This window comes from Arthrobacter sp. StoSoilA2, assembly GCF_019977195.1.
In the GTDB taxonomy this organism is placed as follows: Bacteria; Actinomycetota; Actinomycetes; order Actinomycetales; family Micrococcaceae; genus Arthrobacter.
The window spans coordinates 2,546,798-2,568,557 of the sequence record NZ_AP024643.1; the positions used below are offsets into that span (position 1 = coordinate 2,546,798).

Below are 21,760 nucleotides of genomic sequence, written 5' to 3' on the forward strand. Positions count from 1 at the left end.
TCCTCTTACACGTTCGAACCTTTCGACGCGTTCGAACTCCGAGCTTGGATACGACACCAGGAGGTGCTCATGTCCGCGAAGGGCACACGGGAGACGGCCAAGGCGGCCGGACCCGGCACACCCGAGTCCCGGCGAAGCGAGAACGGTACGGCTCTGGCGGCAAGCGATCCTGCCAAGATACGCAACGTGGCACTCGTGGGGCATTCAGGTGCAGGGAAGTCGATGCTGGTGGAGGCCCTGTTGGCGGCGACCGGGGCCATCACCAGGATGGGCTCGATCACCGAGGGGACTACCGTCAGTGATTCAGACCCTTCAGCCATCCACCAGCAGAGGTCCGTCACCTTGTCTGTGGCCCCGATACTGGTGGGCGAGGTCAAGGTGAACCTGATCGACACTCCGGGGTACACGGATTTCACAGGGGAATTACGAGCAGGGTTGAGGGCTGCCGATGCGGCCCTCTTTGTCGTGTCCGCCGTGGACGGCATCGACGGCGCCACCATCGCCTTGTGGGGTGAATGCGAGAAGATCCGCATGCCGAGGGCTGTCGTAGTCAGCCGCCTGGACCACCCCCGCGCAGACTTCAGTGCCGCCGTCGTGCGTTGCCAGGAAGCCTTCGGCGAGTCCGTTCTCCCGCTGTACCTGCCTTCCGGGGGAGAACTGGCAGGCGTGCTCCACGGAAGCAGCAATGATCCTGCCGTGGAGGAAGCACGCGGTCCGTTGATTGAAGGAATCATTGCCGAGAGCGAAGACGAGACGTTGATGGACCGCTACCTGGGCGGTGAAGAGTTGCCGCTGGAGGACCTCATCAAGGACCTGGAGACCGCTGTGGCCAGGGGCTCCTTCTTCCCGGTGATGGCTACCTCGGCGGAAACGGGTTTGGGGCTTCCCGAGCTCATGGCACTGATGATCGATGCGCTGCCGTCGCCGCTGGAACGAACCGCACCCCCGGTGATGAAGCTCGACGGTTCGTCCCTGAAACCGCTGGATTGCGACCCCGCAGGACGCCTGGCTGCCGAGGTGGTACGGACGACTGTGGACCCATTCCTCGGCCGCGTGTGCCTGGTCCGTGTTTTTTCCGGAACCCTCCGTGAAGATACAGCCATCCACATCGGCGGCAGGGGATTGGCGGACAGGGGCCACGAGGACCACGACAGCGATGAACGCGTCACGCATCTGTACTCGCCCGTCGGATCAAGCCTGAAAGCTGTCTCCCAGTGCATCGCAGGTGACATTTGTGCCCTCAGCAAGCTGGCAAACGCGGAAACCGGGGACACGGTCTCTGACAAGGACGCCCCCCTGCTGATCGAAACCTGGAACATGCCTGAACCGCTGATGCCCATAGCGATCGAAGGAATGTCCCGTAGCGACGAGGACGCGCTGGCCAAAAGCATAGGAAAGGTAGTCGCGGCAGATCCGACGCTTCGGGTGGAACGCAACCAGGACACGCACCAGCTGATCCTGTGGTGCACGGGTGAAGCGCATGCCGAGGTGATCCTGGACAGGCTGCGCAACCAGGGCGTCAAACTTCAAACCGTGGAGGTCATCACACCGTTGCGGGAGACCTTCGCCAGCAAGGCAGCCGGGCACGGCCGGCACGTCAAGCAATCCGGCGGACATGGGCAGTTCGCTATCTGCGACATCGAGGTCGAGCCCCTGGCGCGCGGGGAGGGGTTTGAATTCGCTGACAAGACGGTGGGCGGTGTCATTCCCGGTACGTTCGTCACTTCCGTGGAAAAGGGCGTCCGCTCCCAGATGCTGAAGGGCGTTTCGGCCGGGTTCCCCGTGGTGGATATCAAAGTCACCTTGGTGGGCGGAAAAACCCACAGTGTGGATTCCTCGGACGCAGCCTTCCAGGCCGCCGGCGCCTTGGCCCTCCGCGAAGCCGCGGCAACGGCCAAAATCCAGTTGCTTGAGCCCGTGTCAGCCGTTGTGGTCAGTGTCCCGGACGAACATGTCGGGGCTGTGATGAGTGATTTGTCCGGCCGAAGGGGACGGGTGACAGGCACGACGGCAGCCAACGGCGAAGGCACTGAGATCACCGCCGAGGTCCCTGACCAGGAACTTCGGCGCTACGCCGTGGAACTTCGCGCCCTGACAGCGGGCACCGGCCGCTTCCGGAGATCCTACCTGCGCCACGAGCCGGTGCCGAAGTAGTTCCTCAACTGTTTTCCCTCATGAATCCTGCCACCGCGGGTGCAAGCGAGGCACCTATCTCGGCGGCACTGCGCTTGAGGCCCTTGACCACGAACGAATGGTCTGCATTTTCGCTCCACTGGAGAGTCGCCGTCGTGCCTATCCTGGCCACCACAGACTCCAGGAGTTCCGGTGTCGCGAAGGTATCGCGGGTGCCCTGAAGGAACAGCATGGGCACCGTTATCCCGTAGAGGTGTTCATCGCGGAGCTTCTCCGGTTTGCCCGGCGCGTGGAGTGGATAACCGAGATACACCAGGCCACCCGCGGGCATTCCCTCAGCCACGGCCATGGAGGCCATCCGTCCGCCAAAGGATTTTCCCCCCGCCCACAACGGTTCATCGCCTGCCAGTTCTGCGGCCTTTTCCATGACGGCGCGCCACGTGGCTATGGCTGCCGGCGGGCGGTCAGGGAAGCGTCGCCCGGCTTCCCGGTACGGAAAATTGAAGCGCAGCGTACTGACGCCTTCCTCCGCCATCGCTTCGGCAAATCCCTGCAGGAAGGGGTGTTCCTTTCCGGCTCCGGCGCCGTGGGCAACTACGAGGGTGGCGAACGACTTCTCCGGACGGACGTGGATTCCCGATACCTTGGTGTCTCCCATGGCAACAGTCAGGGCGGTTTCAGTGTTTGGCATGTATCCATCATGAAGCAGTTTGGCCTTGGAGCTGTCAGGCATACTCCCCGCCGCCCGAAAAAAGGAACGCGGGATGCTGACGTGAACGCCCTTGACGGGGTAGCTTGTGGCCATGGCGAGCGAATCAGCAACAGTCTCCGTGCCCGGTCCCGAGGGCCCCCGAGAAGTTCGGATTTCAAGTCCAGGCCGCATCATGTGGCCTGAGGCCGGGCTGACGAAACTGGACCTGGCAAACTACCTGGTGGACGTGGGGGACGCTTTTGTGGCGGCCAACGGCAACCGGCCGGTCAGTCTCCAGAGGTACTCGGGCAACATCGAGGGCGAGATGTTCTTCTCCAAGAACCCTCCCAAGGGTGCGCCGGACTACGTCCGCTCGGTCATGGTGACTTATCCGAGCGCACGGACGCATCCGCAATTGGTGATCGATGAACCCGCGGCCGCGGTGTGGGCAGCGCAAATGAACACGGTCGTTTTCCACCCGTGGGCTTCCCGTGCCAACGATCCCGATAACCCCGACCAGCTGCGAATCGACCTCGATCCCCAGCCTGGAACCGACTTTGATGACGCCATACCGGCTGCGCAGGAACTCCGTGCGTTGTTGGACGAAGCGGGGCTGACGGCCTTCATCAAGACCTCGGGCAACAGGGGACTGCATGTGTATGCGCCCATCCACCCCAAGCATGAATTCCTGGAAGTGCGCCACGCGGTGATCGCTGCCGGCCGGGAGTTGGAGCGACGGATGCCCGAGAAGGTCACTACAGCATGGTGGAAAGAAGAACGCGGGACCAGGATCTTCGTGGACTTCAACCAGGCCAACCGGGACCGGACGATCGCCGGCGCATACAGCCCGCGTGCCGTGCCAAATGCACAGGTATCGTGCCCGTTGGCGTGGGAAGAGCTGGAGAATTCCGATCCGGCCAAATACACCATCACCACTGTCCCGGACCGGCTGAAGACAACAGGTGACCCGTGGGCAACGATGCATGACAAGCCCGGAGACATCGACGTCCTGCTGCAATGGTGGGAGCGCGACGTCAAGAACGGCCAAGGCGAAATGCCGTTCCCACCGGAATTTCCCAAGATGCCGGGGGAGCCAATGCGGGTGCAGCCCAGCCGGGCGCGCAAGCAGGAGGAATAAACGCAGGAGCAGGTGTGCATCCAGGTTCACGCGGGGGCATTGTGACCGCAACGCTTGTGTGCGGCCTGTTCCTCGCTGGCTGCACGGGCGAACCCCGGCCCAACCCGCTGCCGTCGACGCCAGTGACAAGCTCGACGGCGGCCCCTCCCACTGTCCCTGCGCCGCCGCCGACATCAACATCACAGTCACCACCGGTAACACCTGCCTTTCGCGAGCTGCAGGCAACTTTGGAACTCTTTAGTCGGGAGATGCTCCAGAACGGTGCGCCGGCGGTGCTGATGGAGGCCAGAGCCGGGCAACAAGTGTGGAGGCACGCGGCAGGTGTCAGGAGCCTTGACGGAGGTGCTCCCGTGCAGGCGGATGATCCGATCCGTGTGGGTGGGCTGACGCGGACCATGGTGGCAGTTTGCGTGTTGAAGCTGGTGGAAGAAGGCCGGCTGGTACTTGAGGATCCGATCGCCAAGTACCTGCCGGGGATCGGCGTCCTCCTGCCGCCGGGCCAAGAGTCAGTGACCGTCCGGCAATTGCTGGACCACACCTCCGGGACTTCCTATGCCAGCGGACTTTCGGATTATGCGGTCCTTGGCTTTTTGGTGGAGCGGCTGAGGGGGGCTCCACTGGGAACCGTGCTGCGAACGGACATCCTGGATCCCTTGAATTTGCATTCAACCAAGGTGTTGGACGAGGGCCCCCTTCCGGCCGCGTTGGTCCATGGTTATGCAGTGCTGCGGGGCAAAACCGTGGACGTCACGCATTCCGCGCAGCCTGGTGGCCCGGCTTCAGAGGGCGTGATCGCCAGCGTGGCAGACATCAATGCCTTCTACGCAGCGTTGCTCAAAGGGCGGCTGCTGCTACCGGAGAGCCTCCTGGAGATGAAGGGCCCGGTTTTCGCCGATTACGGATTGGGTCTGGACCACTGGAAGGACACGTGCACCAACGGCCTCTACTATGGCCATTCAGGTGACATACCCGGCTATGGCACCATCTCGATCAGCAGTGCTGATGGCAACCGTCAGCTCACCATTTCCTTGGCGTACCCGCCGCTGCCCCTGTCCACGCAACCCTCGGCCATCGCCTTGGAACTGACAGGGCTGGCCCAGGTCGCTTTGAACGCGAGCTGCCGCTTCCAGTTCCGCTGACCCCGCTCCTGCGTAGGGCTGGATCCTATTCGAACCGTGAAGGATCGCCCGTTCCGCGACGCACTACCTCTGCCGTGCCGCTGGAGAAGTCGATCACTGTGGTGGGCTCTGAACCGGTATCGCCGGAATCGATCACTGCGTCCACTTCGTTGTCCAGCCGCTCCTTGATTTCCCAGCCCTGGGTCAGTGGCTCCTCCTGGTCAGGCAGCAGAAGCGTGCTGGACAGCAACGGTTCACCGAGTTCCGCAAGGAGTGCCTGGACCACCTTGTGGTCCGGGATGCGTACGCCCACTGTCTTCTTTTTCGGGTGGAGCAGGCGTTTGGGAACCTCGCGGGTGGCCGGAAGGATGAAGGTGTAGCTGCCGGGCGTGACGGCCTTGATGCTGCGGAAAACATCGTTATCGATCATCACGAACTGCCCCATTTGGGCAAAGTCCTTGCAGACCAGGGTGAAGTGGTGTTTGTCGTCCAGTTGCCGGATGGTCCGGATGCGATCCAAGGCTTCCCTGTTGCCGATCTGGGCACCCAGGGCGTAACAGGAGTCGGTGGGGTAGGCGATCAGCCCGCCGCTTTGCAGCATATTAACCACTTGGCCGATGGCGCGTGGTTGGGGATCTTCAGGATGGACGTCAAAGAATCTGGCCATGGACAGAGCCTACGTCAAAGCTAGGACAGGATGTCTTTGGTAGTGAACTTCCCGTAGGCCAGCGCGCCGCAGACGGCAATATAACCCGCTTGGAGAAGCGCGTTTTCGCCAAACGATGTCCAGACAACCGGCTGCCGCAGGAGGTCGGCGAAGCCCAGCCAGTGGTGGCTGAACAGCCAAGGATGCAGCCATTCCAGTTGTGGCAGGTTGTCCAGTACCTGCGATACCACCGAGAGGACGATCGTGGCGGCCATGGCGCCCACGGGTACATCCGTGAAGGTCGAGATGAGCAGCCCGATCGCGGACAGGCCCAGCAGCGAGACCGTGATGTAGGCAGCGATCAGCAAGGAGCGCAGGACTGACTCGCCAACCCCGATCGTGTCGCCGGAGAGCAGCGTGACAGGACCGACGGGGAAGAACACGACGCCGGCCAAGGTCCCCGCCGCTGCCACGGTAGCCGTAGCGGCACAGCAGAAAGCAACGGCCCCGGCGTACTTGACCAGGAGCAGGCGGATGCGCCCCGCCGGTGCCAGGAGCAGATACCGCAAGGTTCCCAGGTTGGCCTCTCCGGCGATGGTGTCTCCGGCCACCACGCCGACAGTGAGGGGGAGGAACAGCGGGACACACACCACGAGGGCTGTTACAGCAACAAAGAGGCCGTTCTGGGTGATGCGATCCAGGAACAGTGGCCCGCGGCCAGGTGTCGCCGGCCGGGACGAGAGCTTGACGGCAAGGGCAATAAGGATGGGAACGGCAGCGAGGGCCACCAGCATGGCCCAGGTGCGGAGGCGACGAAACAGCACGGATAACTCCGAGCCAAGCAACGCCCACCCCATCCCGGTATGGAGAGCCTTGTCATTGGAAGCCCTGGATGTTCCAGCCGTTCCAACCCTCTCAAGGGTGTCACCAGTTTCAGCCGACAACGTCGAACCCCTCTCCGGTCAAGGACACGAACCGCTCTTCCAGGCTTGCGTTCTCCACAGAGAAGCCCCGGACCCGTACGCCGTCGGCTACCAAGGCTGCAACGATCTCTTCGGGCTCAACGCCGTCCAGCCCGTTTCCCTGGATCACCCCGCGGCCAGGTGCTTCGCCGGGCACCAGCCCCAGCCGGGCCAGGACAGCGGCGGCACGTTCGACGTCGGGCGTTCGTATCAGAACGTGCGCTTGCCCGGCAGACCGCAGTTCATCCAGCGGTCCTTGGGCCACCAGCCGTCCGGCACTCATCACCCCCACGTGGGTACACATTTGTTCCACCTCGGCCAGGAGGTGGCTGGAAACGAAGACGGTGGTCCCGCCGGCGGCAAGGGAGCGCACCAGGCTGCGAACCTCCCGGGTGCCTTGGGGGTCCAGCCCGTTCGTTGGTTCATCGAGCACCAGCAGTTCGCGCGGCCGGAGCATGGCGTTGGCCAGCCCGAGGCGCTGTTTCATCCCCAGTGAGTAGGCACGTACTTTCTTTCCGGCGGCGTGACCCAGCCCAACGCGGTCCAACGCTTCGTTGACGCGGTGGCGTCGGGTGGAAGAGGATGCATGGCGGTCCGCTGAATCCAGCCGCAGCAGATTGGCCGCTCCGGAAAGAAACGGATAGAACCCCGGCCCCTCCACCAGCGCGCCTACATCGGGCAACACCGAGGCCCACTGCCGGGGCATCTCCTTGCCCAGCACCCGTATCTCGCCGCTGTTCGCTGAAGCCAGTCCAAGTAAGACGCGGATCGTGGTGGTCTTTCCCGACCCATTGGGCCCCAGGAAGCCGAACACCGCGCCGCGGGGGACCGCAAGGTCAATGCCATCCACTGCGGAACGGTGCCCGAAGCGCTTCACGAGGCCATGGGTTTCTATCGCAAGGTCCATCGGTTGGGAGCCGGGAGCAGCTTCGCGGATCTCCGTCACAGGATGCCGATCATGGGGCGCTGTTCATAGGTTTCCCCTGGTTGTACACCGATCATTGGGCACCGGTCATTGTGCATTCGCGGCTGATTCGAGCCGGTCCAAAGGCACCAAGCCGGCATACACGCGGCCGTCGTCGAGAATGAGGACGCTCACCAGGGCCGTGGTCAACGCCCGTCCGCCATTCACGGGTTGCAGGACCTGGGCGAGTTGCGGGTTGGATGTGAGATCAGCGGGCGCCGTTCCAGCGGGCAACCCGATCACGGTGTCCCAGCCTTCGCCGGTCACTGAAGGGCTGGGGCGGGGGAGTGCGGGAATGGATGATCCCCCAGGTGCCGGAACAGGCTCATCCGGTGCCGGGACGGCAGGATCTCCCATCTCCGGCGGCATTGGCTTGCTGGGGGCCGGCTTCATGGGGGCCGGCTTCATGGGGGCCGGCTTCTCCGTGACAGTTGCACCGGCCGGAGGAGTGAAGTTAAACAAGGCCGCGTCAGGTGTGGAGAAGTTCACCTCGGTATAGGCAAGTGAATAAGCAGGCTCCGGCTGGCCCTTCGCGCGAACCTCGACGCCCAGCGGCAATCCAGTTTCGGAGTCGACGTTGATCGACAAAGAATCAACCAGTGTCCCGTCACTGCGCGGCACCAGGCTCAACCGGTAAGCGCTTCGACCCGCAACGGTGGAAGCTTCGCCCACCGTTACCTCAGTGCTGGAATCGATGGCTGACAGGAAGTGACGTGCCATTACCTCCGGAGTGGGAATGTCAGGACGCGTTGATTCAGTCGGAAGGGACTTTCCCCGGTCTGCCAATGAGGGCACAGGGACGCTCAGATGCGTAGCGCTGTTGTCAGCGGAATTGTAGAACCAGGCATCGCCGCCGTTGACCACAAAGTCACGCTCGGCCATCCTGTCCAGGATCTGCAGCTTGGCTTTGGAGGGTCCGTCCAGATAAACGCGGGCGGTGTGCGAACCTGTGAGCAGTTCAAGTGCCGAGGTGGCCCCAGGTACGATTCCCGGGCCAGCAGTGGGAATCTCAGGCAGACCCAAATCAGCGGTTTGCACCACTGTGCCGGATAAAGCGCGCACCTCGGTACGGGCGATCATGGCCAGGATCTCGTCCGCTGTTTTGGGCGGCAGGGAAACACTCGCGCCAGCCTGGACGGAGCCGATGAGCGCCGCCAACGCCAGTGCAAGGGGAACCAGGAGAGCTGGCAGCCACCGCTGCCTGGCCCGCGCCATGACTACCGACCACCACACGTGAGAGGCATGAATCCAGACTACTCCGGTTACCTGTGCGGATCATCGGTGCGCGGCTGGATGCACGGCTGGATGCAGTGTGCACATCCAGCCGCGCACGCAACGGCGTCTACCAGGTCTCAGTCACCTTCATCAGGCCACGCGGAGCATCCGGATCGTTGCCGCGTTCCACCGACAACTGCAAGGCCAGCCGCTGGAGCGGCAGGATCTGCAGGATAGGAGAAAGCTCCTCCGGAACGCCCGCAGGCAAAGGAACAACCAAACTACCCGGAAGGGCGGCAGAGAGGTCACCCACCACGCACACGTGGGCACCCCGTTCTGCGAGCCTCTCCAGGACCGGGCGCATGGCCGTTCCCCCGATTCCCTCCGGTACAACGGCAATCACAGGATGCTGGGAGTCGATCATCGCAAACGGTCCATGCAGGAGGTCTGCGCCAGAGAATGCCTGCGCGGGAAGGTAGGAAGTTTCCATGAGCTTCAAGGCACCCTCCCTCGCAGTGGGATAGGAATAGCCGCGACCCGTAGTGATGATGCGCTCGGCAAAGCGGTAACTGCCGGCCACGTCCAACACGGCATCGTCAGCCAGCACCGAAGCGGCCCAGTCAGGAATGCCCGCCGCGTTGGTGGACGTTCCACCACGCCACGCATCCACCAACAACCACAGAGCCAGAAGCTGTGCCGTGTAGCTCTTGGTAGCCGCCACCGCAGTTTCGCTCCCGGCCAGGATATCCACGCGATGTTGCGCAGCCCCGGCCAACGGGGACCCTGGAGAGTTGGTCACCGCCACGGTGAGGGCGCCAAGACGGCGGGCTGCCGCCGTCGACTCCACCAGGTCCGGTGAACCGCCGGACTGGCTTACCGCCAACCACAGCACACCTTCCAGTTGGGGCGTGGCTCCATACGCAGTAAGGGTCGACGGCGAGGCAAGGCCAACCGGCAATCCCAGACTGATTTCAATGAGGTACTTCGCATACAACGCCGCGTGGTCACTCGTGCCGCGGGCGGCAAGCAGGACAAACCGCGGGGACGTCCTCTTGATGGTGTCCGCCATGGCAACGAACTGCTGGCGGCCCGAATCCAGGAGTCCGGCGAGTACCTGGGGCTGCTCGCTGATCTCATGGGCCATCTTGGCACCTGGAGTGGCCGGAATAGAGTGCGGGACGCCTGGGGAGGTAGGAGTGATGGTCATGGTTCCTGTCTGTTTTTCGAAGGGACAAAATCTCTGGGAGTCAGGGATCGATCAATTGCCGGGCCAGCTTTACCGCGCCGTGCACCGGGGCGTGGCCCAGGATCCTGATCAGTGAGGGATCCTCCAAGGCAACCTTGCGGGCAACAGCGCCTGCCAGTTGTTCTTGATTGACCAGGAGACCACCAGCCATCACCAAAGGCAGGTCCAATCCAAGCTCGCCCAGTACTTGCCTGGCCAACGTGGCCAGGGAATGCGCGGCTTCGGCTTGAATCCTTAACGCAGCGGGATCACCCTCAACCGCAAGATCCAGGACCAACGGTGCAAGGCCAGCCCAATGGTCCGGCTCTGGCTTGGCATAGAAAAGATCCATGAGCTGCAGCGCGTCCGCGCTCGCCGTCGCAGCTAAAAGGGCGCTGACCATCGTGCCGGGTTCCAGCCCCGCGTAGTACTCGCGCAGGGCCTCCCGGACCGCGTCACGAACCACGGAGTATCCTCCGCCTTCATCGCCGAGCAAATAGCCGTAGCCTCCGCTGCGCGCCTCCCGTCCCTCCCGGTTCCGGCCCCAGGCTACTGAGCCGGTGCCTGCGACCAGGACCGCTCCGGCGTCGAGGTCTGCTGCGGCGAGGACGATGCGGGTGTCATGGACCACCTCGACCCTGGCACCCGGAAAGCGCTCGGTCAGCAAAGCACTCAGGACTGCCCTGCTGGCAGGAGTATCAGCCCCCGCGGCACCGGCGCAAACCGCCTGGACACCGTCACCGACAGCCGCCGCGATCCGCCGCAGCACGGCGTCTGCGCCCTGGTGACCCACTGAGGACAGGTTGGCGCTCGCCTCGGTGATCTCAAGAGGTGCCTCGTTGCTTGGTTCCGTGCCCTGGCCTGGGTCCGAATCCAGCTCCGAACGGACAGCATGTGTCTTGGAACCTCCAATATGAAGGCCCAACACCGCCGGCGTCACCGGACAACCGCCGGTTCGGTGTCTTCCTGTGCGGGGATGTGTCCGGCCGCGTCAGCCTCCGGCCACTTCCCACCGTTTTCCCAGTACTGCTGTATTTCCTCCAAGGGGCGGCCCTTCGTCTCGGGAGCGAACTTGCGGACAAACATAAAGCCGAGGATAGCCAGAACACCGAACACTGCGAAGGTGCCTGCACCACCCAACCGCTGAAGCATGGTCAGGAAGAACGCTGCCACCAGGACATTTGCCACCAGATCGGAGGTCAGCATCGCGCTTGCACCAAGCGAGCGGAGCCGGGAGGGGAAGCTCTCGCCGGCGTATACCCACACCAGTGCACCGAACCCGAACGTGAAGCCGACCGTGAAAAGAAGAACGCCCAGGAAGCCAAGGACGGTGAGCAGGCCGCCGAAGTCCTGGCCGGCCATGAAGACACCTACCAACAGGACATTGGCCACCACCATCATGCCTATGCCCGTCAACAACACCGGGCGGCGGCCCAGACGGTCCACCAATGACAGCGAAACAAAGACAGCGACGAGCGAGGCAACCTGCACTGCCGCGGGAAGCAACAGGAGCGCTGCATTGCCGCTGAAGCCCATGGCTTCAAAGATCCTGGGGCTGTAGTAGACCACGGCATTGATGCCGGTGATTTGGATGAAGAAGCCCAGGCCAACCACGAACACCGTTGCGCGGAGGTAGGGAACGCGCAGCATTTCACGCAGGCCGCCGCCGCGTTCTTCGCTGATGGCCCGCTGCATCTCTGCCAACTCGGCGTCGACGTCTGTCCCGGCTCAATAGCGGACAGGGTCCGTCTGGCCTCCGCCGTCCTGCCCCGCATCATGTACCACCGGGCAGTGTCCGGCAGCTTGACCACCATGGCGAGCACAAGGATTGCCGGGATCGCTGCAAGGCCAAGCATCCACCGCCATGAGCCAGTGCCTGCCAGGGCGTAGGCCGCCAGGTAGCCAACGATGATGCCGAAGACGGTTGCCACCTGGTACGCAACCAGCAGGGCGCCGCGGACCTTCGCCGGCGCCGACTCCGCGACGAACACGGGAACCACCACCACGGAGATGCCGATGGTGAGGCCCAGCAGTAGTCGGGCAATGAGCAGTGTCGGCACATCGTTGGACATGGCGCTGAGCACTGCGAAGAGCGCGTATCCGATCGCCAGGCCCACCATGCACGCTTTGCGGCCCACGCGGTTGGATAGCCAGCCACCCACCAGGGCTCCCAGCACCTCTCCGGCAACCACTGCGGTGGTCACAAGTTCCTGCTGGGATGTGGTGAGGCTGAACTGCTTGGTGATGAACAGCAGGGCGCCGGCAATGTTGGACATGTCGTAGCCGTAAATCACGCCGATGGTGGCGGCGGCGCCGCCCACCAGGAGCCCGAGCTTGGGTGTTTGCCGTAGGTCTTGCAGGATCGACATCTTTGTCCCTTGGATCTGTGGAAAAGTAGGGGTTCAGCGGAGATTCTCCGAAATTGGTTTAGACCAACCTGCACTAGATTGGCATAGACCAATCACCTTGTCTACAAGTAGGATGTCCAATATGTCCACAGATGTCGCGGCGGCAATGCCCAAGTACTACGTCCTCAAGACCGAGCTGCTTGCCTCGATCGCCGGACTCCAGCCGGGCACTCTCATCCCCACGGAACGGGCTCTGGCGGAGAAGTACAAGACGTCCCGCACCACCGTTCGGCAAGCGATCAGCGAGCTCGTCGCGGAGGGGAAACTGGGCCGCATCCAGGGGCATGGCACCTTTGTTGCGCCGCCAAAGATGACCCACGTGCGGCAGCTCACGTCCTTCTCCGACGACGCAAGGAACCAAGGCCTGCGGCCTGACTCCAACCTCCTGTCCCTGGCTGTGGCCAAGGCGGACGTCGACGTCGCAGCGCATTTGGGAATCGATCCTGGCGATGGCGTCACACGCCTTGAGCGAATTCGCTTGATCGACGGCGAACCCCTGGCCCACGAGGTGGCTTACCTACCGGGCAAGCTGCCACGCTTCAAGGCAAACCTGGAAAAGGCCGGTTCTCTCTATGCAGCCCTGGCCGACATTTACGGCATCCATATCTCCGACGTCGAGGACACCGTGGAGACAGCACTGGCTGGACCGGAGGACGTCCGGCTGCTCGGGATCGAAATGGGGGCGCCGTTGCTGGTGGTCCACCGCCTGGCGCGGGATGCTGCGGGGGTCCCTGTCGAATGGACGCGCAGCACGTTCCGCGGCGACCGGTTCCGCTTCGTTTCCCGGGTGAAGTCGGGCGCCTGAGATGGCCAATTCGCCGTCGGGGGAGCTGGTGCGGAGTGGCCGCTAGGAAACAGTAACCGCGGTACTTCCCTGCAAGGTGCGGCGCACGAAGTCCGCACTTGGTTGTGCGTAGGCGTCCATAATCTGCTTGAACAACGCAGTTCCTTGGGCCCCGGGCCAGTCTTCGGGCAGGAATGTCCCGGGCAGCCCGGGGTCGAGGTAGGGGATGATCCGCCAGCGGTCAATGCATTGGACATACCTGGCAAAGGCGCCGGCATCGATGCCGGCGCCGTCCCGGGCGGGCACGGCAGACCCGTGCTCGCGGATGAAATCCTTGTAGAGTTCCGCTACCGCGTCCAGATCCCACCACTTCGAGGCGGCATCCTCCAGGCTGCCGCCCACCAGCGGGGTTTGCGTCACGAAGAGGGTGGCCATTCCCCGGAGTTCGAGGTCGGCGAGGATTTCCTCCACCTCGCCACGAAGGGTATCCGGGCAGATCCACAGGCCGGCGGCCACCGTCCCGCAACCAATCCAGTGGAGCCTGCGCCGCAACTGGTGACGCTTCTCCCGCTCCGTCTCCGGAATCGAAAAGGAAACGAGGCACCACGGATCGGACGGTGACATGCTGGTGGGGTTGTAAATCCTGCGATCGCCGCGGGCCAGCATGGAAGCCGCTCCTTCGGTCAGCGTGAAACCGGGGATCCCGTCGCGCGTCTCCTGAAGGACAACGTCCTTCTTCCGCAGGCGGCCCAGGGCCGTCCGGGTCACAGTGCCGGACGTGCCAAGGGCCTCCATGAGGACGACAATGTCCTTGGCCGACATCCAACCGCCCGCTTCCCGCAGGTACAAGCCAATGACGGTTCGCAGCAACGACGTGGTACTCCCGGGACGGGAGTCCATATCGTCAAGAACGGCACTCACAGCAGTTCGGCGAGGGCGTCGCGGATAGCTGTCACTCCCAGCTCAACCTCAGCGTAGCTCGTGCTCAAGGGAGACAACCCGATGCGCAGGCCATGCGGGGGACGGAAATCTGGAATGACGCCCCGCTCCCACAGCTTCGCCGTCACATCGGCAAACAGTGGGTGGTCCACCGTGACATGCGAGCCACGCTCGGCAGCGTCGCGGGGGCTCACAATTTCTACTCCAAGTGGAACCAGGAGCTCGTCCGCAAGGGCGATCGCGTACTCCGTGAGTTTGACCGACTTCTCCCGGACCTTATCCATGCCCACAGAGGCGATCAGCTCCACCATGTCCTTGATCGGCTGCATGGCAAGAACAGGAGGAGTACCCGTGATGAACCGCCGGATTCCCGCGGCGGGACGGTATGAATCCGTCATGCCGAATGGATTGTCGGCACCCATCCACCCCCAGATGGGCTGCTGGAGAAGGTTCTGCCGCGAGGCGTTGACATACGCGAATGCGGGGGAGCCCGGACCACCGTTGAGATACTTGTAGGTGCAGCCAACGGCCAGGTCGACGTCCCAGGCATCAAGGTCCAACGGCACGGAACCTACGGAATGGCACAGGTCCCAGAGCATGAGGGCACCTGCGGCATGCACCTTGCCGGTGATTGCCTTCGCGTCTGCAAGGAACCCGGAGCGGTAGGCCACATGGCTAAGAACCACGACGGCGGTCCGCTCGCCAAGGAGCCCGTCCAGGTCCGCCGCACGAACGCCGCTTGCGGGGTTGGTGGCGATCCATTTGATGCTTGCCCCGCGTTCCCTGGCGATCCCTTCGATGATGAAGCGGTCCGTGGGAAAGTTGTCCCGGTCAATGATGATCTCGTCACGGCCCGGCTGGGCATCAACCGCTGCCCGGATCAACTTGTACAGCATGACCGAGGTGGAGTCGCCCACTGTGACCTGCCCGGGAGCGGCACCAAGCGTCACTTCGCCGATGCGGTCGCCCACGCGTGTAGGCTCATCCATCCACTGTTCGTCCCAGCCGCGGATCAGCCGGCTGCCCCAGGCATCATGGACGAAGGATTGGAGGTTCGCTGCGGTTGCCTTCAGCGGACGTCCGAGCGAGTTGCCGTCGAGATAAGCGGTGAGCTGGCCGGCGTCGGGCGTGTAGAACGCCTCACGCTGGGCGGCGAGAGGATCTGCGGCGTCCAGCTCGGCCGACGTTGGCCGTTGGGTCTGCTGGGCAGTGGTCATGGTTCCCTCCTGGGGGAGTGCTTGGCGGTTGTTTGCTTAGTTGCCGATCTCAGTACGGACGGCGTACAGCTCGGGGAAGAAGGTGAGGTCAAGGGCGCGTTTGAGGAAGTCGACACCGGAGGAGCCGCCGGTGCCCACCTTGAACCCGATGGTCCGCTGGACGGTGCGCAGATGCCGGAACCGCCAGGCCTGGAAGTTGTCTTCGATGTCCACGAGGTCTTCGCAGGCCTCGTACAGTCCCCACTGGGTATCGTCCGATTCGTAGATCTTCTGGAAGACCGGAACCAGATCCTTTCGGAACGTCCAAGGCTCGCTGGTGTCCCGCTCCAAAATGTCGGCCGGGATGTCGTATCCGGCCCGGGCGAGAACCGCCAGGAAGGCGTCGTACAGGGTGGGTTCATCCAGGAGCCGGCTGAGCAGCGCATGTGCTTCGGGGTCGCTTTCGAAAACGCGCAGCATGCCCCTGTTTTTGTTACCCAGCAGGAATTCAACCCCGCGGTATTGATACGACTGGAAACCTGAGGAACTACCCAGGAATCCGCGGAACTGTGCATACTCGCGGGGCGTGAGCGTGCCCAGGACCGACCACTGTTCTGTCATGGTGCGCTGGATGGCCTTGACGCGGGCGATGCATTTGAGCGCCTTGCCAAGGTTGTCCTGGTCAAAAAGCCTGCGGGCTTCCAGGAGCTCATGCAGGACGAGTTTGAGCCACAGCTCACTGGTTTGGTGCTGGATGATGAACAGCAGTTCGTCGTGGTGCTCGGGCTGGCTGAGCGGATGCTGCGAGTTGAGCAGGTGGTCCAGGTCCAGATAACCGCCATAGGACATTGCATGCCGGAAATCGGTGCGCACTGAGTCTTCTATGTGGCGGACACTTTGGGGGGAATGGACTGGGGGCTTTTCCATACCTTCGAGATTATCACTTCCATGACGAACGTCAAGAGAATGATTTCGCCCGCACGTTCTTTCCCCTGACGTTCGCCGCAGTGCCGTACGCTGGGCTTGGTAGACCGGAACGCGGGGAAGGGAGGACGACCATGGCCTCCAACATGCCGGTGTCCATATATTTGGACGTCGACGGCGTGGTGAACCCGTTCGGCCCCCAAGGCGTCACTGATTGGGGTGGAGAATGGAAAATCGCCGACGCCGGCATCCTTGACGTCGCGTTCGCGCCCGAGGCAGTGGCCGAACTCAACGAGCTGGCAGAGCATCCCTTCGCCCGCTTTGTATGGCTCACCACCTGGGAACGCCTTGCCCCGGAGTTTCTCTGTCCTGCCATTGGACTGAAGGGCGAGGATTGGCCTGTCCTTACCAGCCAGGGGTGGGACCAAAGCGCGGAATGGTGGAAACTCGGGGCGCTCCAGAAGGACCTGGCCGCGATGGGAGCCGAGCGCTTCGTGTGGCTGGACGACCAACTTGGCCAGGAGTCAGACGCCCGTTCCTGGGCTGAATACCACCAGGGCCGTGTGCTTTGCATCTCACCGGATCCACGCAAGGGACTCTCCCGCCGCGATCTTGCCGCGGTCCGTACCTTCCTCGGTTGACCGAAGCGACGGTACCTGTTTGGCCGCTCGGTGGTTGGCACGTAGGATTCTTAAGGTTTCAAGCCCGCCGGATAGAGTGCGGCAAGTCCAGTCAGGTGAACAATGGCTGAACTATGCTGTGCATGGCAGGTATGGGGAAGTGGAACTGCTGAACGTCGACTCTGCAGATTGGGCAACAGGTGGAAATCACCTTCATGGTCGCGCTTGTCATAGCGTTGGCCCTATTCTTTGACTTCACCAACGGCTTTCACGACACAGCCAATGCGATGGCTACGCCTATCGCTACGGGGGCGATCAAGCCCAAGACGGCGGTTGCCCTGGCAGCCGTGCTCAACCTTGTTGGGGCGTTCCTTTCAACCGAAGTGGCAAAAACCATTTCCGGGGGACTCATCCGGGAAGGCTCGGACGGTATCCACATCACACCGGACATCATCTTCGCCGGTCTGATGGGTGCAATCCTCTGGAACATGGTCACGTGGCTCAAAGGCCTGCCCTCCAGTTCCTCGCACGCATTGTTCGGCGGCCTCATCGGCGCCGCGGTGGTAGGTATCGGACTTCACTCAATCAACTTTGAAACAGTGCTGCAGAAGGTGATCCTGCCAGCTGTCTTTGCACCCCTCATCGCCGGGGCCGTAGCGTACCTTTGCACCCGCCTGGCCTACGCGCTGACCTCCCGGCACGACCCCGAAACGGGTGACAAGCTCACGCAGAAGCGCGGTGGTTTCCGGACCGGCCAGATCTTCACGTCCAGCCTCGTAGCCCTCGCACACGGCACCAACGATGCCCAGAAGACCATGGGCATCATCACCCTGGTCCTCATTGCGGGAGGCACGCAGGCTCCGGGATCCGGTCCGCAGTTCTGGGTCGTGGCTGCTTGTGCTTTGGCCATCGCCATCGGCACTTATGCCGGTGGCTGGCGCATCATCCGCACCATGGGTTCAGGCCTGACCGAAGTAAAGCCGGCGCAAGGCTTCTCGGCCGAGACCAGCACGGCCTCAGCCATCCTGGCTTCTTCCCACCTGGGTTTCGCGCTCTCCACCACGCAGGTCGCCTCCGGTTCCGTCATTGGCTCCGGCCTGGGCCGAAAGGGCACCTCCGTTCGCTGGGGCACTGCCGGCAAGATCGCTTTGGGTTGGCTGTTCACCCTGCCGGCGTCGGCCATCGTGGGCGGGCTTACCGCGCTCCTGGTGAACATCGGTGTCGTGGGTGTCGTCATTGCAGCGGTCGTCGGCAGCGCCGCCGTCGTCTTCATGTTTGTTGCGTCGCGTAAATCGCATGTTGGCCACCACAACGCAGTGGAAGTCGAAGAGGCCGGCCACGCCGTGAAGTTCAGCAAGAAAAAGAAAACCCGAAAGTCCGTCAACAACAAGGATGTGCAGCGATGAAGTGGCTGGAATTGCTTCAGGTTGCCGGCGTCACGCTCGTTGCTGCTGTGACCCTGGTGGTTCTCTACTCCCTGGGAGTACGCCTCACCGCAATTGCCGGTGACGCCCAGCAGAAGTCGCCCGGACTCGTTCGCTCCCTGGCGGCCGTATGCTTTGGCATCTGCGGACTCGCCGTGCTGTTCGGCATCTACTTGATCGTGCCCTACTTCGGAAAGTAACCGCCTCTCTGGCAGCAAAGTCCATTCGGGAGAATAATCAGCAGTGAAGTTACATCACTGCGTGGTCGTGATCCGGCAGATGTGGGGCTGTCATGAAGTGCCATTCCCGAAGACATCGCATCGGACTGGCGCTGGTTCCGGTCCTGATGCTGGCACTTTCTGCGTGCGTTCCCAACAACACCCCACAAGGCAGTCCATCTCCCAATCCGGCTCCGCCCGCCACCAACGCAACATCACCAGCGGTTCCCACCGCCGTCGCTCCCACCGCCGGGCAGCCCGCAGGTCCGGCCGGACCGGGAGCACCCCAGGCAGAAGCGCCGGTGGTGCGCTGGGTACCCATTGGGCCAGTAGGCCCCAACGATCCCACGGCCGGTCAACGCTATCTCCTGCTGCAGCAATTCCAATGCGATGCGCTGGCCAAGAGCCTGGAAGGCGCCGAAGATGTTGCCGTGTGGCAAGCCGCCGCCGCTGTCTGCAAGGCACTGCAAAGTGGTGTGCAGCAGGACTGGCAGCGCGCTTCGAATGCCGTTGCAGCCACACCGCGTATACCGCAGACCCAGTGTCTTGAGTTCACCGTCGCCGCAACGTCAGCTTCTGCGGTCGCCCAACACCGCAGCAACCCGGGAGTCCAACTAAAGCCTGAAACCGCCCCGGGTGAAGCTTGCCCGCGGCACTTGAGCGGCCTCACGGTGGTCGACAACGACCTGAGGCCAGTGGCAGGCACAGCGCGTGCCTCCGGCCCCCGGTCAGGCGGCACTGTGGTCAGGCTGGATGGCTATTACGTCAGGGTCGGGGACATCCTGTTCGACGGCGTCCCCGCAGCTCCCGAAATAGTTGCCGGAGGAGGGGACTACGAAACGCTGTACCTGAGGATGCCGCCGTCCGATGGCCGCGCCGCCGTCCGCATTTCCATTACGGACACCGTGGACATCAGCGGAACAGTGACCTTCTTCTATGAAGATTCCACGCCGGCCAGCACGGGCCCGGGTGGAACGCCCGAAACCAATGGAACCCCGCCAAGCGCCGAGCCCACGCGGAGCGCCCCACCGGCCACCATTCCTTCCGTCGGTGCGTCCCCCACGGCAACTCCATGAGCGCCGCCCAGGAGCCCGCTGCCTCACAAGAACCCGCTGCCTCACAAGAAGCCGAGGAGCGGAGCCTGGTCAACAACCGCTGGCAGCGGACCCTGGACGTCCTCTCCGTCATAGGTCCGCCCCTGACCGTGGCCACGGCGTTGTTGGTCTACTTCGGCTGGGCGCGTACGGATGCCCAGGCGAAGGCCATGGGCCTGGACGTCAGCCTGTTTGGTTATACCGTGCAGGACTTTATCCTGCGGAGTATCCAGTCGCTCTTCCAGCCGCTGGCCTGGCTCGTGGTGATCGGGTTGTTGTGGCTCATGGTGGACCGGCTCGTTTCCCGGCTCCTGGGCGCCGCACGCCACCGGACGCTTCTGCGAAGGGCCGCCCTGGTGGTGCTGGTTCTTGGTTTCGCCTACGCGGCGGTGATGTGGGTGGCGATCGTGACCCAGCCAGGACGGATCCTGCTCTACGCACCCTTCCTCATCGCCGCCGGCTTGCTCGTGGGGGCATGGGGACTGAGCGTTCGTCGGCGGGCCGCTGATCCGGCCCAGCGGATCCTCCGCGCCACCACTCCGCGCTCACTCGAAAGGTCCCTTGTGTTCGTCCTGGTCACCCTGCTCCTTTTCTGGGGTACCTCCGATTACGCGCAGGCCCTTGGGCGGGGCGCGGCCATCGATTACCAGGAAAGATCCAGCCTGCTGCCAACAGCCGTGGTCTACAGCAAGGAGCGGTTGGCCGTGACAGCGCCCAACGTCCATGAGGACTCGGCTGGTACGGACGCTGAGCCGTTGTACCGGTACACGGGCCTGCGGCTGCTGGTGGTCAGTGGAGGAAGGATCTTCCTGCTGAACGATGGATGGACGCTTGCCCAGGGCCGGGTGGTGGTACTGCGTGATGATGGCAGTGTGCGTGTGGAGTATGGGAACGCCAGCGCCAACTGACTAGTGTGGGGCCATGTCGATCTTCCAGTATTACGTGGCGTCCACCGTGGACGGTTTCATTGCTTCCGAGGATGACGATCTCGGCTGGCTCCTGCAATTCGACCAGGTTGAAGGCGTGAGCGGCAGCTATGAGTCCTTCTTCGCAGGTGTGGGTTGTGTCGCCATGGGCGGCGGGACCTACCGTTGGCTCATGGAGCACGAGCCCGGCAAGTGGCCGTACCCGGACATCCCCTGTTGGGTGTTCACGCATCATGAGTACTCAGCTCCGGCCGGTTCCAATGTCACGTTCGTCCGTGGGGACGTGCGCGAGTTCGCACCGGATCTCCTCGCCGACGCCGGAGACAAGAACGTCTGGCTGGTGGGCGGCGGCGACCTCGTGGCCCAGTTCGCCAACGCCGGCTTGCTCCACGAGATGATCGTCACCATCATCCCGGTTGTCCTTGGCGCCGGTAAGCGGCTGCTGCCGCTGAAGGGCCCGACGGCGCCACTTGAGTTGCTCTCCTCGCGCATCCTTGGCGGGGCCGCGGCTGAACTGCACTACCGTATGCCGCCACGGTAGCTGTTAGGCAGCAACTCCCGGATCAGTGGCGGTTGTTCCGGATCATGTTGGTAATCCGGGCAGTTGAAAGCCTGCGACCTTTTTCATCGGTGATAACGATCTCGTGGGTGGCCAATGTCCCGCCCAGGTGGATCGCCGTACATGTGCCGGTTACCGTGCCGCTTGCAATGGAGCGGTGGTGCGTTGCGCCAACTTCGATTCCTACGGCGTGCCGTCCCCTGCCGGCGTGAAGCGAGGCAGCAAATGAACCCAGGGTTTCGGCGAGGACCACGTGGGCTCCGCCGTGAAGGATGCCGGCTACCTGTGTGTTCCCTTCCACTGGCATGGTTGCCACAGTCCGCTCGGCACTGAGCTCGGTAAACCGGATCCCCATTTTCACCACAAGGGAGCCGACGCCGTGCCCCGAAAGCCAATCATGGAACTCTTCGGGCACACCTGCCTCGTTCAGTTCGTCGACAAACCGGTTCGGCGTGAAATTGTCCATCATGCCAACTAGGCTGGCACCTGTGAGTGAAACAACCAAACCGGACCAGGTTCCAACGGCCCAAGCTGCTGCCATTGCAACAGCACCCACCCCCTCTTCCACCGCTTCAT

Annotated in this window: 22 protein-coding genes and 1 pseudogene; 10 read left to right on the top strand and 13 right to left on the bottom strand. The window is 63.0% G+C overall.

Annotation, left to right across the window (positions count from 1 at the left end):
* The first annotated feature begins 69 nt into the window (after positions 1 to 69).
* Positions 70 to 2,154, top strand: a complete 2,085-nt coding sequence (locus tag LDN82_RS11520; protein WP_224164329.1) for an elongation factor G-like protein EF-G2 — start codon at positions 70 to 72, stop codon at positions 2,152 to 2,154.
* 4 nt (positions 2,155 to 2,158) lie between these two features.
* On the opposite strand, the gene LDN82_RS11525 is transcribed toward LDN82_RS11520, so the two are convergent.
* The gene (locus tag LDN82_RS11525) at positions 2,159 to 2,824 is read right to left on the bottom strand and encodes an alpha/beta family hydrolase (RefSeq protein WP_224164330.1); all 666 of its coding nucleotides are present in this window, start codon (positions 2,822 to 2,824) and stop codon (positions 2,159 to 2,161) included.
* Positions 2,825 to 2,936: 112 nt separating this feature from the next.
* Between LDN82_RS11525 and ligD the strand changes: the two genes are divergently transcribed.
* Entirely contained in the window at positions 2,937 to 3,962 is a 1,026-nt protein-coding gene (gene ligD, locus LDN82_RS11530) for a non-homologous end-joining DNA ligase (RefSeq protein ID WP_224164331.1), read from the top strand.
* A 122-nt stretch (positions 3,963 to 4,084) separates the two neighbouring features.
* Positions 4,085 to 5,101, top strand: a complete 1,017-nt coding sequence (locus LDN82_RS11535; protein WP_224167524.1) for a serine hydrolase domain-containing protein — start codon at positions 4,085 to 4,087, stop codon at positions 5,099 to 5,101.
* 25 nt (positions 5,102 to 5,126) lie between these two features.
* On the opposite strand, the gene LDN82_RS11540 is transcribed toward LDN82_RS11535, so the two are convergent.
* The 8 genes and pseudogenes from LDN82_RS11540 to LDN82_RS22580 all read right to left on the bottom strand — a co-directional run.
* The gene (locus LDN82_RS11540; protein ID WP_216925826.1) at positions 5,127 to 5,747 is read right to left on the bottom strand and encodes an L-threonylcarbamoyladenylate synthase; all 621 of its coding nucleotides are present in this window, start codon (positions 5,745 to 5,747) and stop codon (positions 5,127 to 5,129) included.
* 20 nt (positions 5,748 to 5,767) lie between these two features.
* Positions 5,768 to 6,583, bottom strand: coding sequence for an ABC transporter permease (locus LDN82_RS11545; protein ID WP_224167525.1), 816 nt, complete (start codon positions 6,581 to 6,583; stop codon positions 5,768 to 5,770).
* A 76-nt stretch (positions 6,584 to 6,659) separates the two neighbouring features.
* A complete protein-coding gene (locus LDN82_RS11550; protein WP_224167526.1) occupies positions 6,660 to 7,595 on the bottom strand; it encodes an ABC transporter ATP-binding protein in 936 nt (311 codons plus the stop codon).
* A gap of 105 nt (positions 7,596 to 7,700) precedes the next feature.
* Complete coding sequence (locus LDN82_RS11555; RefSeq protein WP_224164332.1) at positions 7,701 to 8,867, bottom strand: DUF2092 domain-containing protein; 1,167 nt, start codon at positions 8,865 to 8,867, stop codon at positions 7,701 to 7,703.
* 127 nt (positions 8,868 to 8,994) lie between these two features.
* On the bottom strand, positions 8,995 to 10,074 hold the full coding sequence (locus LDN82_RS11560; protein ID WP_224164333.1) for an SIS domain-containing protein: 1,080 nt from the start codon (positions 10,072 to 10,074) through the stop codon (positions 8,995 to 8,997).
* A 40-nt stretch (positions 10,075 to 10,114) separates the two neighbouring features.
* Positions 10,115 to 11,032 (bottom strand): BadF/BadG/BcrA/BcrD ATPase family protein, encoded by a 918-nt coding sequence (locus LDN82_RS11565; protein WP_224164334.1) that lies wholly within the window; start codon positions 11,030 to 11,032, stop codon positions 10,115 to 10,117.
* Positions 11,029 to 11,787, bottom strand: coding sequence for an MFS transporter (locus tag LDN82_RS22575; RefSeq protein WP_263422241.1), 759 nt, complete (start codon positions 11,785 to 11,787; stop codon positions 11,029 to 11,031). The genes LDN82_RS11565 and LDN82_RS22575 overlap by 4 nt, the downstream gene beginning before the upstream one ends.
* Before the next feature lie 71 nt (positions 11,788 to 11,858).
* Positions 11,859 to 12,461 (bottom strand): annotated as a pseudogene (locus tag LDN82_RS22580) (MFS transporter); the annotation flags it as partial.
* Between the two features lie 112 nt (positions 12,462 to 12,573).
* Here LDN82_RS22580 and LDN82_RS11575 point away from each other — a divergent pair.
* Positions 12,574 to 13,305: a GntR family transcriptional regulator gene (locus LDN82_RS11575; protein ID WP_224091008.1), complete on the top strand. Its 732-nt coding sequence runs from the start codon at positions 12,574 to 12,576 to the stop codon at positions 13,303 to 13,305.
* Positions 13,306 to 13,347: 42 nt separating this feature from the next.
* Here LDN82_RS11575 and LDN82_RS11580 read toward each other — a convergent pair whose 3' ends face one another.
* Genes LDN82_RS11580 through kynA form a run of 3 tightly spaced genes read right to left on the bottom strand, consistent with a single transcriptional unit; the run spans position 13,348 to position 16,346 of the window.
* Positions 13,348 to 14,205: a PaaX family transcriptional regulator C-terminal domain-containing protein gene (locus tag LDN82_RS11580; RefSeq protein WP_224164335.1), complete on the bottom strand. Its 858-nt coding sequence runs from the start codon at positions 14,203 to 14,205 to the stop codon at positions 13,348 to 13,350.
* On the bottom strand, positions 14,202 to 15,440 hold the full coding sequence (gene kynU / locus LDN82_RS11585; protein ID WP_224164336.1) for a kynureninase: 1,239 nt from the start codon (positions 15,438 to 15,440) through the stop codon (positions 14,202 to 14,204). The genes LDN82_RS11580 and kynU overlap by 4 nt, the downstream gene beginning before the upstream one ends.
* Positions 15,441 to 15,476: 36 nt before the next feature.
* Positions 15,477 to 16,346, bottom strand: coding sequence for a tryptophan 2,3-dioxygenase (gene kynA, locus LDN82_RS11590; protein WP_224164337.1), 870 nt, complete (start codon positions 16,344 to 16,346; stop codon positions 15,477 to 15,479).
* 131 nt (positions 16,347 to 16,477) lie between these two features.
* On the opposite strand from kynA, the gene LDN82_RS11595 reads away from it, so the two are divergent.
* The 6 genes from LDN82_RS11595 to LDN82_RS11620 all read left to right on the top strand — a co-directional run bounded on the left by LDN82_RS11595 (position 16,478) and on the right by LDN82_RS11620 (position 21,166).
* Entirely contained in the window at positions 16,478 to 16,984 is a 507-nt protein-coding gene (locus LDN82_RS11595; RefSeq protein ID WP_224164338.1) for an HAD domain-containing protein, read from the top strand.
* 179 nt (positions 16,985 to 17,163) lie between these two features.
* Positions 17,164 to 18,369, top strand: coding sequence for an inorganic phosphate transporter (locus LDN82_RS11600; protein WP_224164339.1), 1,206 nt, complete (start codon positions 17,164 to 17,166; stop codon positions 18,367 to 18,369).
* The gene (locus tag LDN82_RS11605) at positions 18,366 to 18,587 is read left to right on the top strand and encodes a hypothetical protein (RefSeq protein ID WP_216925815.1); all 222 of its coding nucleotides are present in this window, start codon (positions 18,366 to 18,368) and stop codon (positions 18,585 to 18,587) included. Before LDN82_RS11600 ends, LDN82_RS11605 begins: the two co-directional genes overlap by 4 nt.
* A 92-nt stretch (positions 18,588 to 18,679) precedes the next feature.
* Positions 18,680 to 19,681 carry a hypothetical protein gene (locus tag LDN82_RS11610; protein WP_224164340.1) on the top strand — a complete coding sequence of 334 codons (1,002 nt, stop codon included), beginning with the start codon at positions 18,680 to 18,682 and terminating at the stop codon, positions 19,679 to 19,681.
* Positions 19,678 to 20,607 carry a hypothetical protein gene (locus LDN82_RS11615; protein ID WP_224164341.1) on the top strand — a complete coding sequence of 310 codons (930 nt, stop codon included), beginning with the start codon at positions 19,678 to 19,680 and terminating at the stop codon, positions 20,605 to 20,607. The genes LDN82_RS11610 and LDN82_RS11615 overlap by 4 nt, the downstream gene beginning before the upstream one ends.
* Positions 20,608 to 20,620: 13 nt before the next feature.
* Positions 20,621 to 21,166 carry a dihydrofolate reductase family protein gene (locus LDN82_RS11620; protein ID WP_224164342.1) on the top strand — a complete coding sequence of 182 codons (546 nt, stop codon included), beginning with the start codon at positions 20,621 to 20,623 and terminating at the stop codon, positions 21,164 to 21,166.
* A 22-nt stretch (positions 21,167 to 21,188) separates the two neighbouring features.
* Here LDN82_RS11620 and LDN82_RS11625 read toward each other — a convergent pair whose 3' ends face one another.
* Complete coding sequence (locus tag LDN82_RS11625; protein ID WP_223932901.1) at positions 21,189 to 21,653, bottom strand: hotdog fold thioesterase; 465 nt, start codon at positions 21,651 to 21,653, stop codon at positions 21,189 to 21,191.
* Positions 21,654 to 21,760 lie beyond the last annotated feature (107 nt).

Excerpts from the sequence above, each read along its gene's own strand:
- LDN82_RS11555 (WP_224164332.1), bottom strand. The coding sequence starts at position 8,867 with ATGGCGCGGGCCAGGCAGCGGTGGCTGCCAGCTCTCCTGGTTCCCCTT.
- LDN82_RS11525 (WP_224164330.1), bottom strand. The coding sequence starts at position 2,824 with ATGCCAAACACTGAAACCGCCCTGACTGTTGCCATGGGAGACACCAAG.
- LDN82_RS22575 (WP_263422241.1), bottom strand. The coding sequence starts at position 11,787 with ATGCAGCGGGCCATCAGCGAAGAACGCGGCGGCGGCCTGCGTGAAATG.
- kynU (WP_224164336.1), bottom strand. The coding sequence starts at position 15,440 with ATGACCACTGCCCAGCAGACCCAACGGCCAACGTCGGCCGAGCTGGAC.
- LDN82_RS11520 (WP_224164329.1), top strand. The coding sequence starts at position 70 with ATGTCCGCGAAGGGCACACGGGAGACGGCCAAGGCGGCCGGACCCGGC.
- kynA (WP_224164337.1), bottom strand. The coding sequence starts at position 16,346 with ATGGAAAAGCCCCCAGTCCATTCCCCCCAAAGTGTCCGCCACATAGAA.
- LDN82_RS11560 (WP_224164333.1), bottom strand. The coding sequence starts at position 10,074 with ATGACCATCACTCCTACCTCCCCAGGCGTCCCGCACTCTATTCCGGCC.
- LDN82_RS11615 (WP_224164341.1), top strand. The coding sequence starts at position 19,678 with ATGAGCGCCGCCCAGGAGCCCGCTGCCTCACAAGAACCCGCTGCCTCA.
- LDN82_RS11610 (WP_224164340.1), top strand. The coding sequence starts at position 18,680 with ATGAAGTGCCATTCCCGAAGACATCGCATCGGACTGGCGCTGGTTCCG.
- LDN82_RS11595 (WP_224164338.1), top strand. The coding sequence starts at position 16,478 with ATGGCCTCCAACATGCCGGTGTCCATATATTTGGACGTCGACGGCGTG.
- LDN82_RS11550 (WP_224167526.1), bottom strand. The coding sequence starts at position 7,595 with ATGGACCTTGCGATAGAAACCCATGGCCTCGTGAAGCGCTTCGGGCAC.
- LDN82_RS11605 (WP_216925815.1), top strand. The coding sequence starts at position 18,366 with ATGAAGTGGCTGGAATTGCTTCAGGTTGCCGGCGTCACGCTCGTTGCT.
- LDN82_RS11625 (WP_223932901.1), bottom strand. The coding sequence starts at position 21,653 with ATGATGGACAATTTCACGCCGAACCGGTTTGTCGACGAACTGAACGAG.
- ligD (WP_224164331.1), top strand. The coding sequence starts at position 2,937 with ATGGCGAGCGAATCAGCAACAGTCTCCGTGCCCGGTCCCGAGGGCCCC.
- LDN82_RS11540 (WP_216925826.1), bottom strand. The coding sequence starts at position 5,747 with ATGGCCAGATTCTTTGACGTCCATCCTGAAGATCCCCAACCACGCGCC.
- LDN82_RS11545 (WP_224167525.1), bottom strand. The coding sequence starts at position 6,583 with ATGGGGTGGGCGTTGCTTGGCTCGGAGTTATCCGTGCTGTTTCGTCGC.
- LDN82_RS11620 (WP_224164342.1), top strand. The coding sequence starts at position 20,621 with ATGTCGATCTTCCAGTATTACGTGGCGTCCACCGTGGACGGTTTCATT.
- LDN82_RS11575 (WP_224091008.1), top strand. The coding sequence starts at position 12,574 with ATGTCCAATATGTCCACAGATGTCGCGGCGGCAATGCCCAAGTACTAC.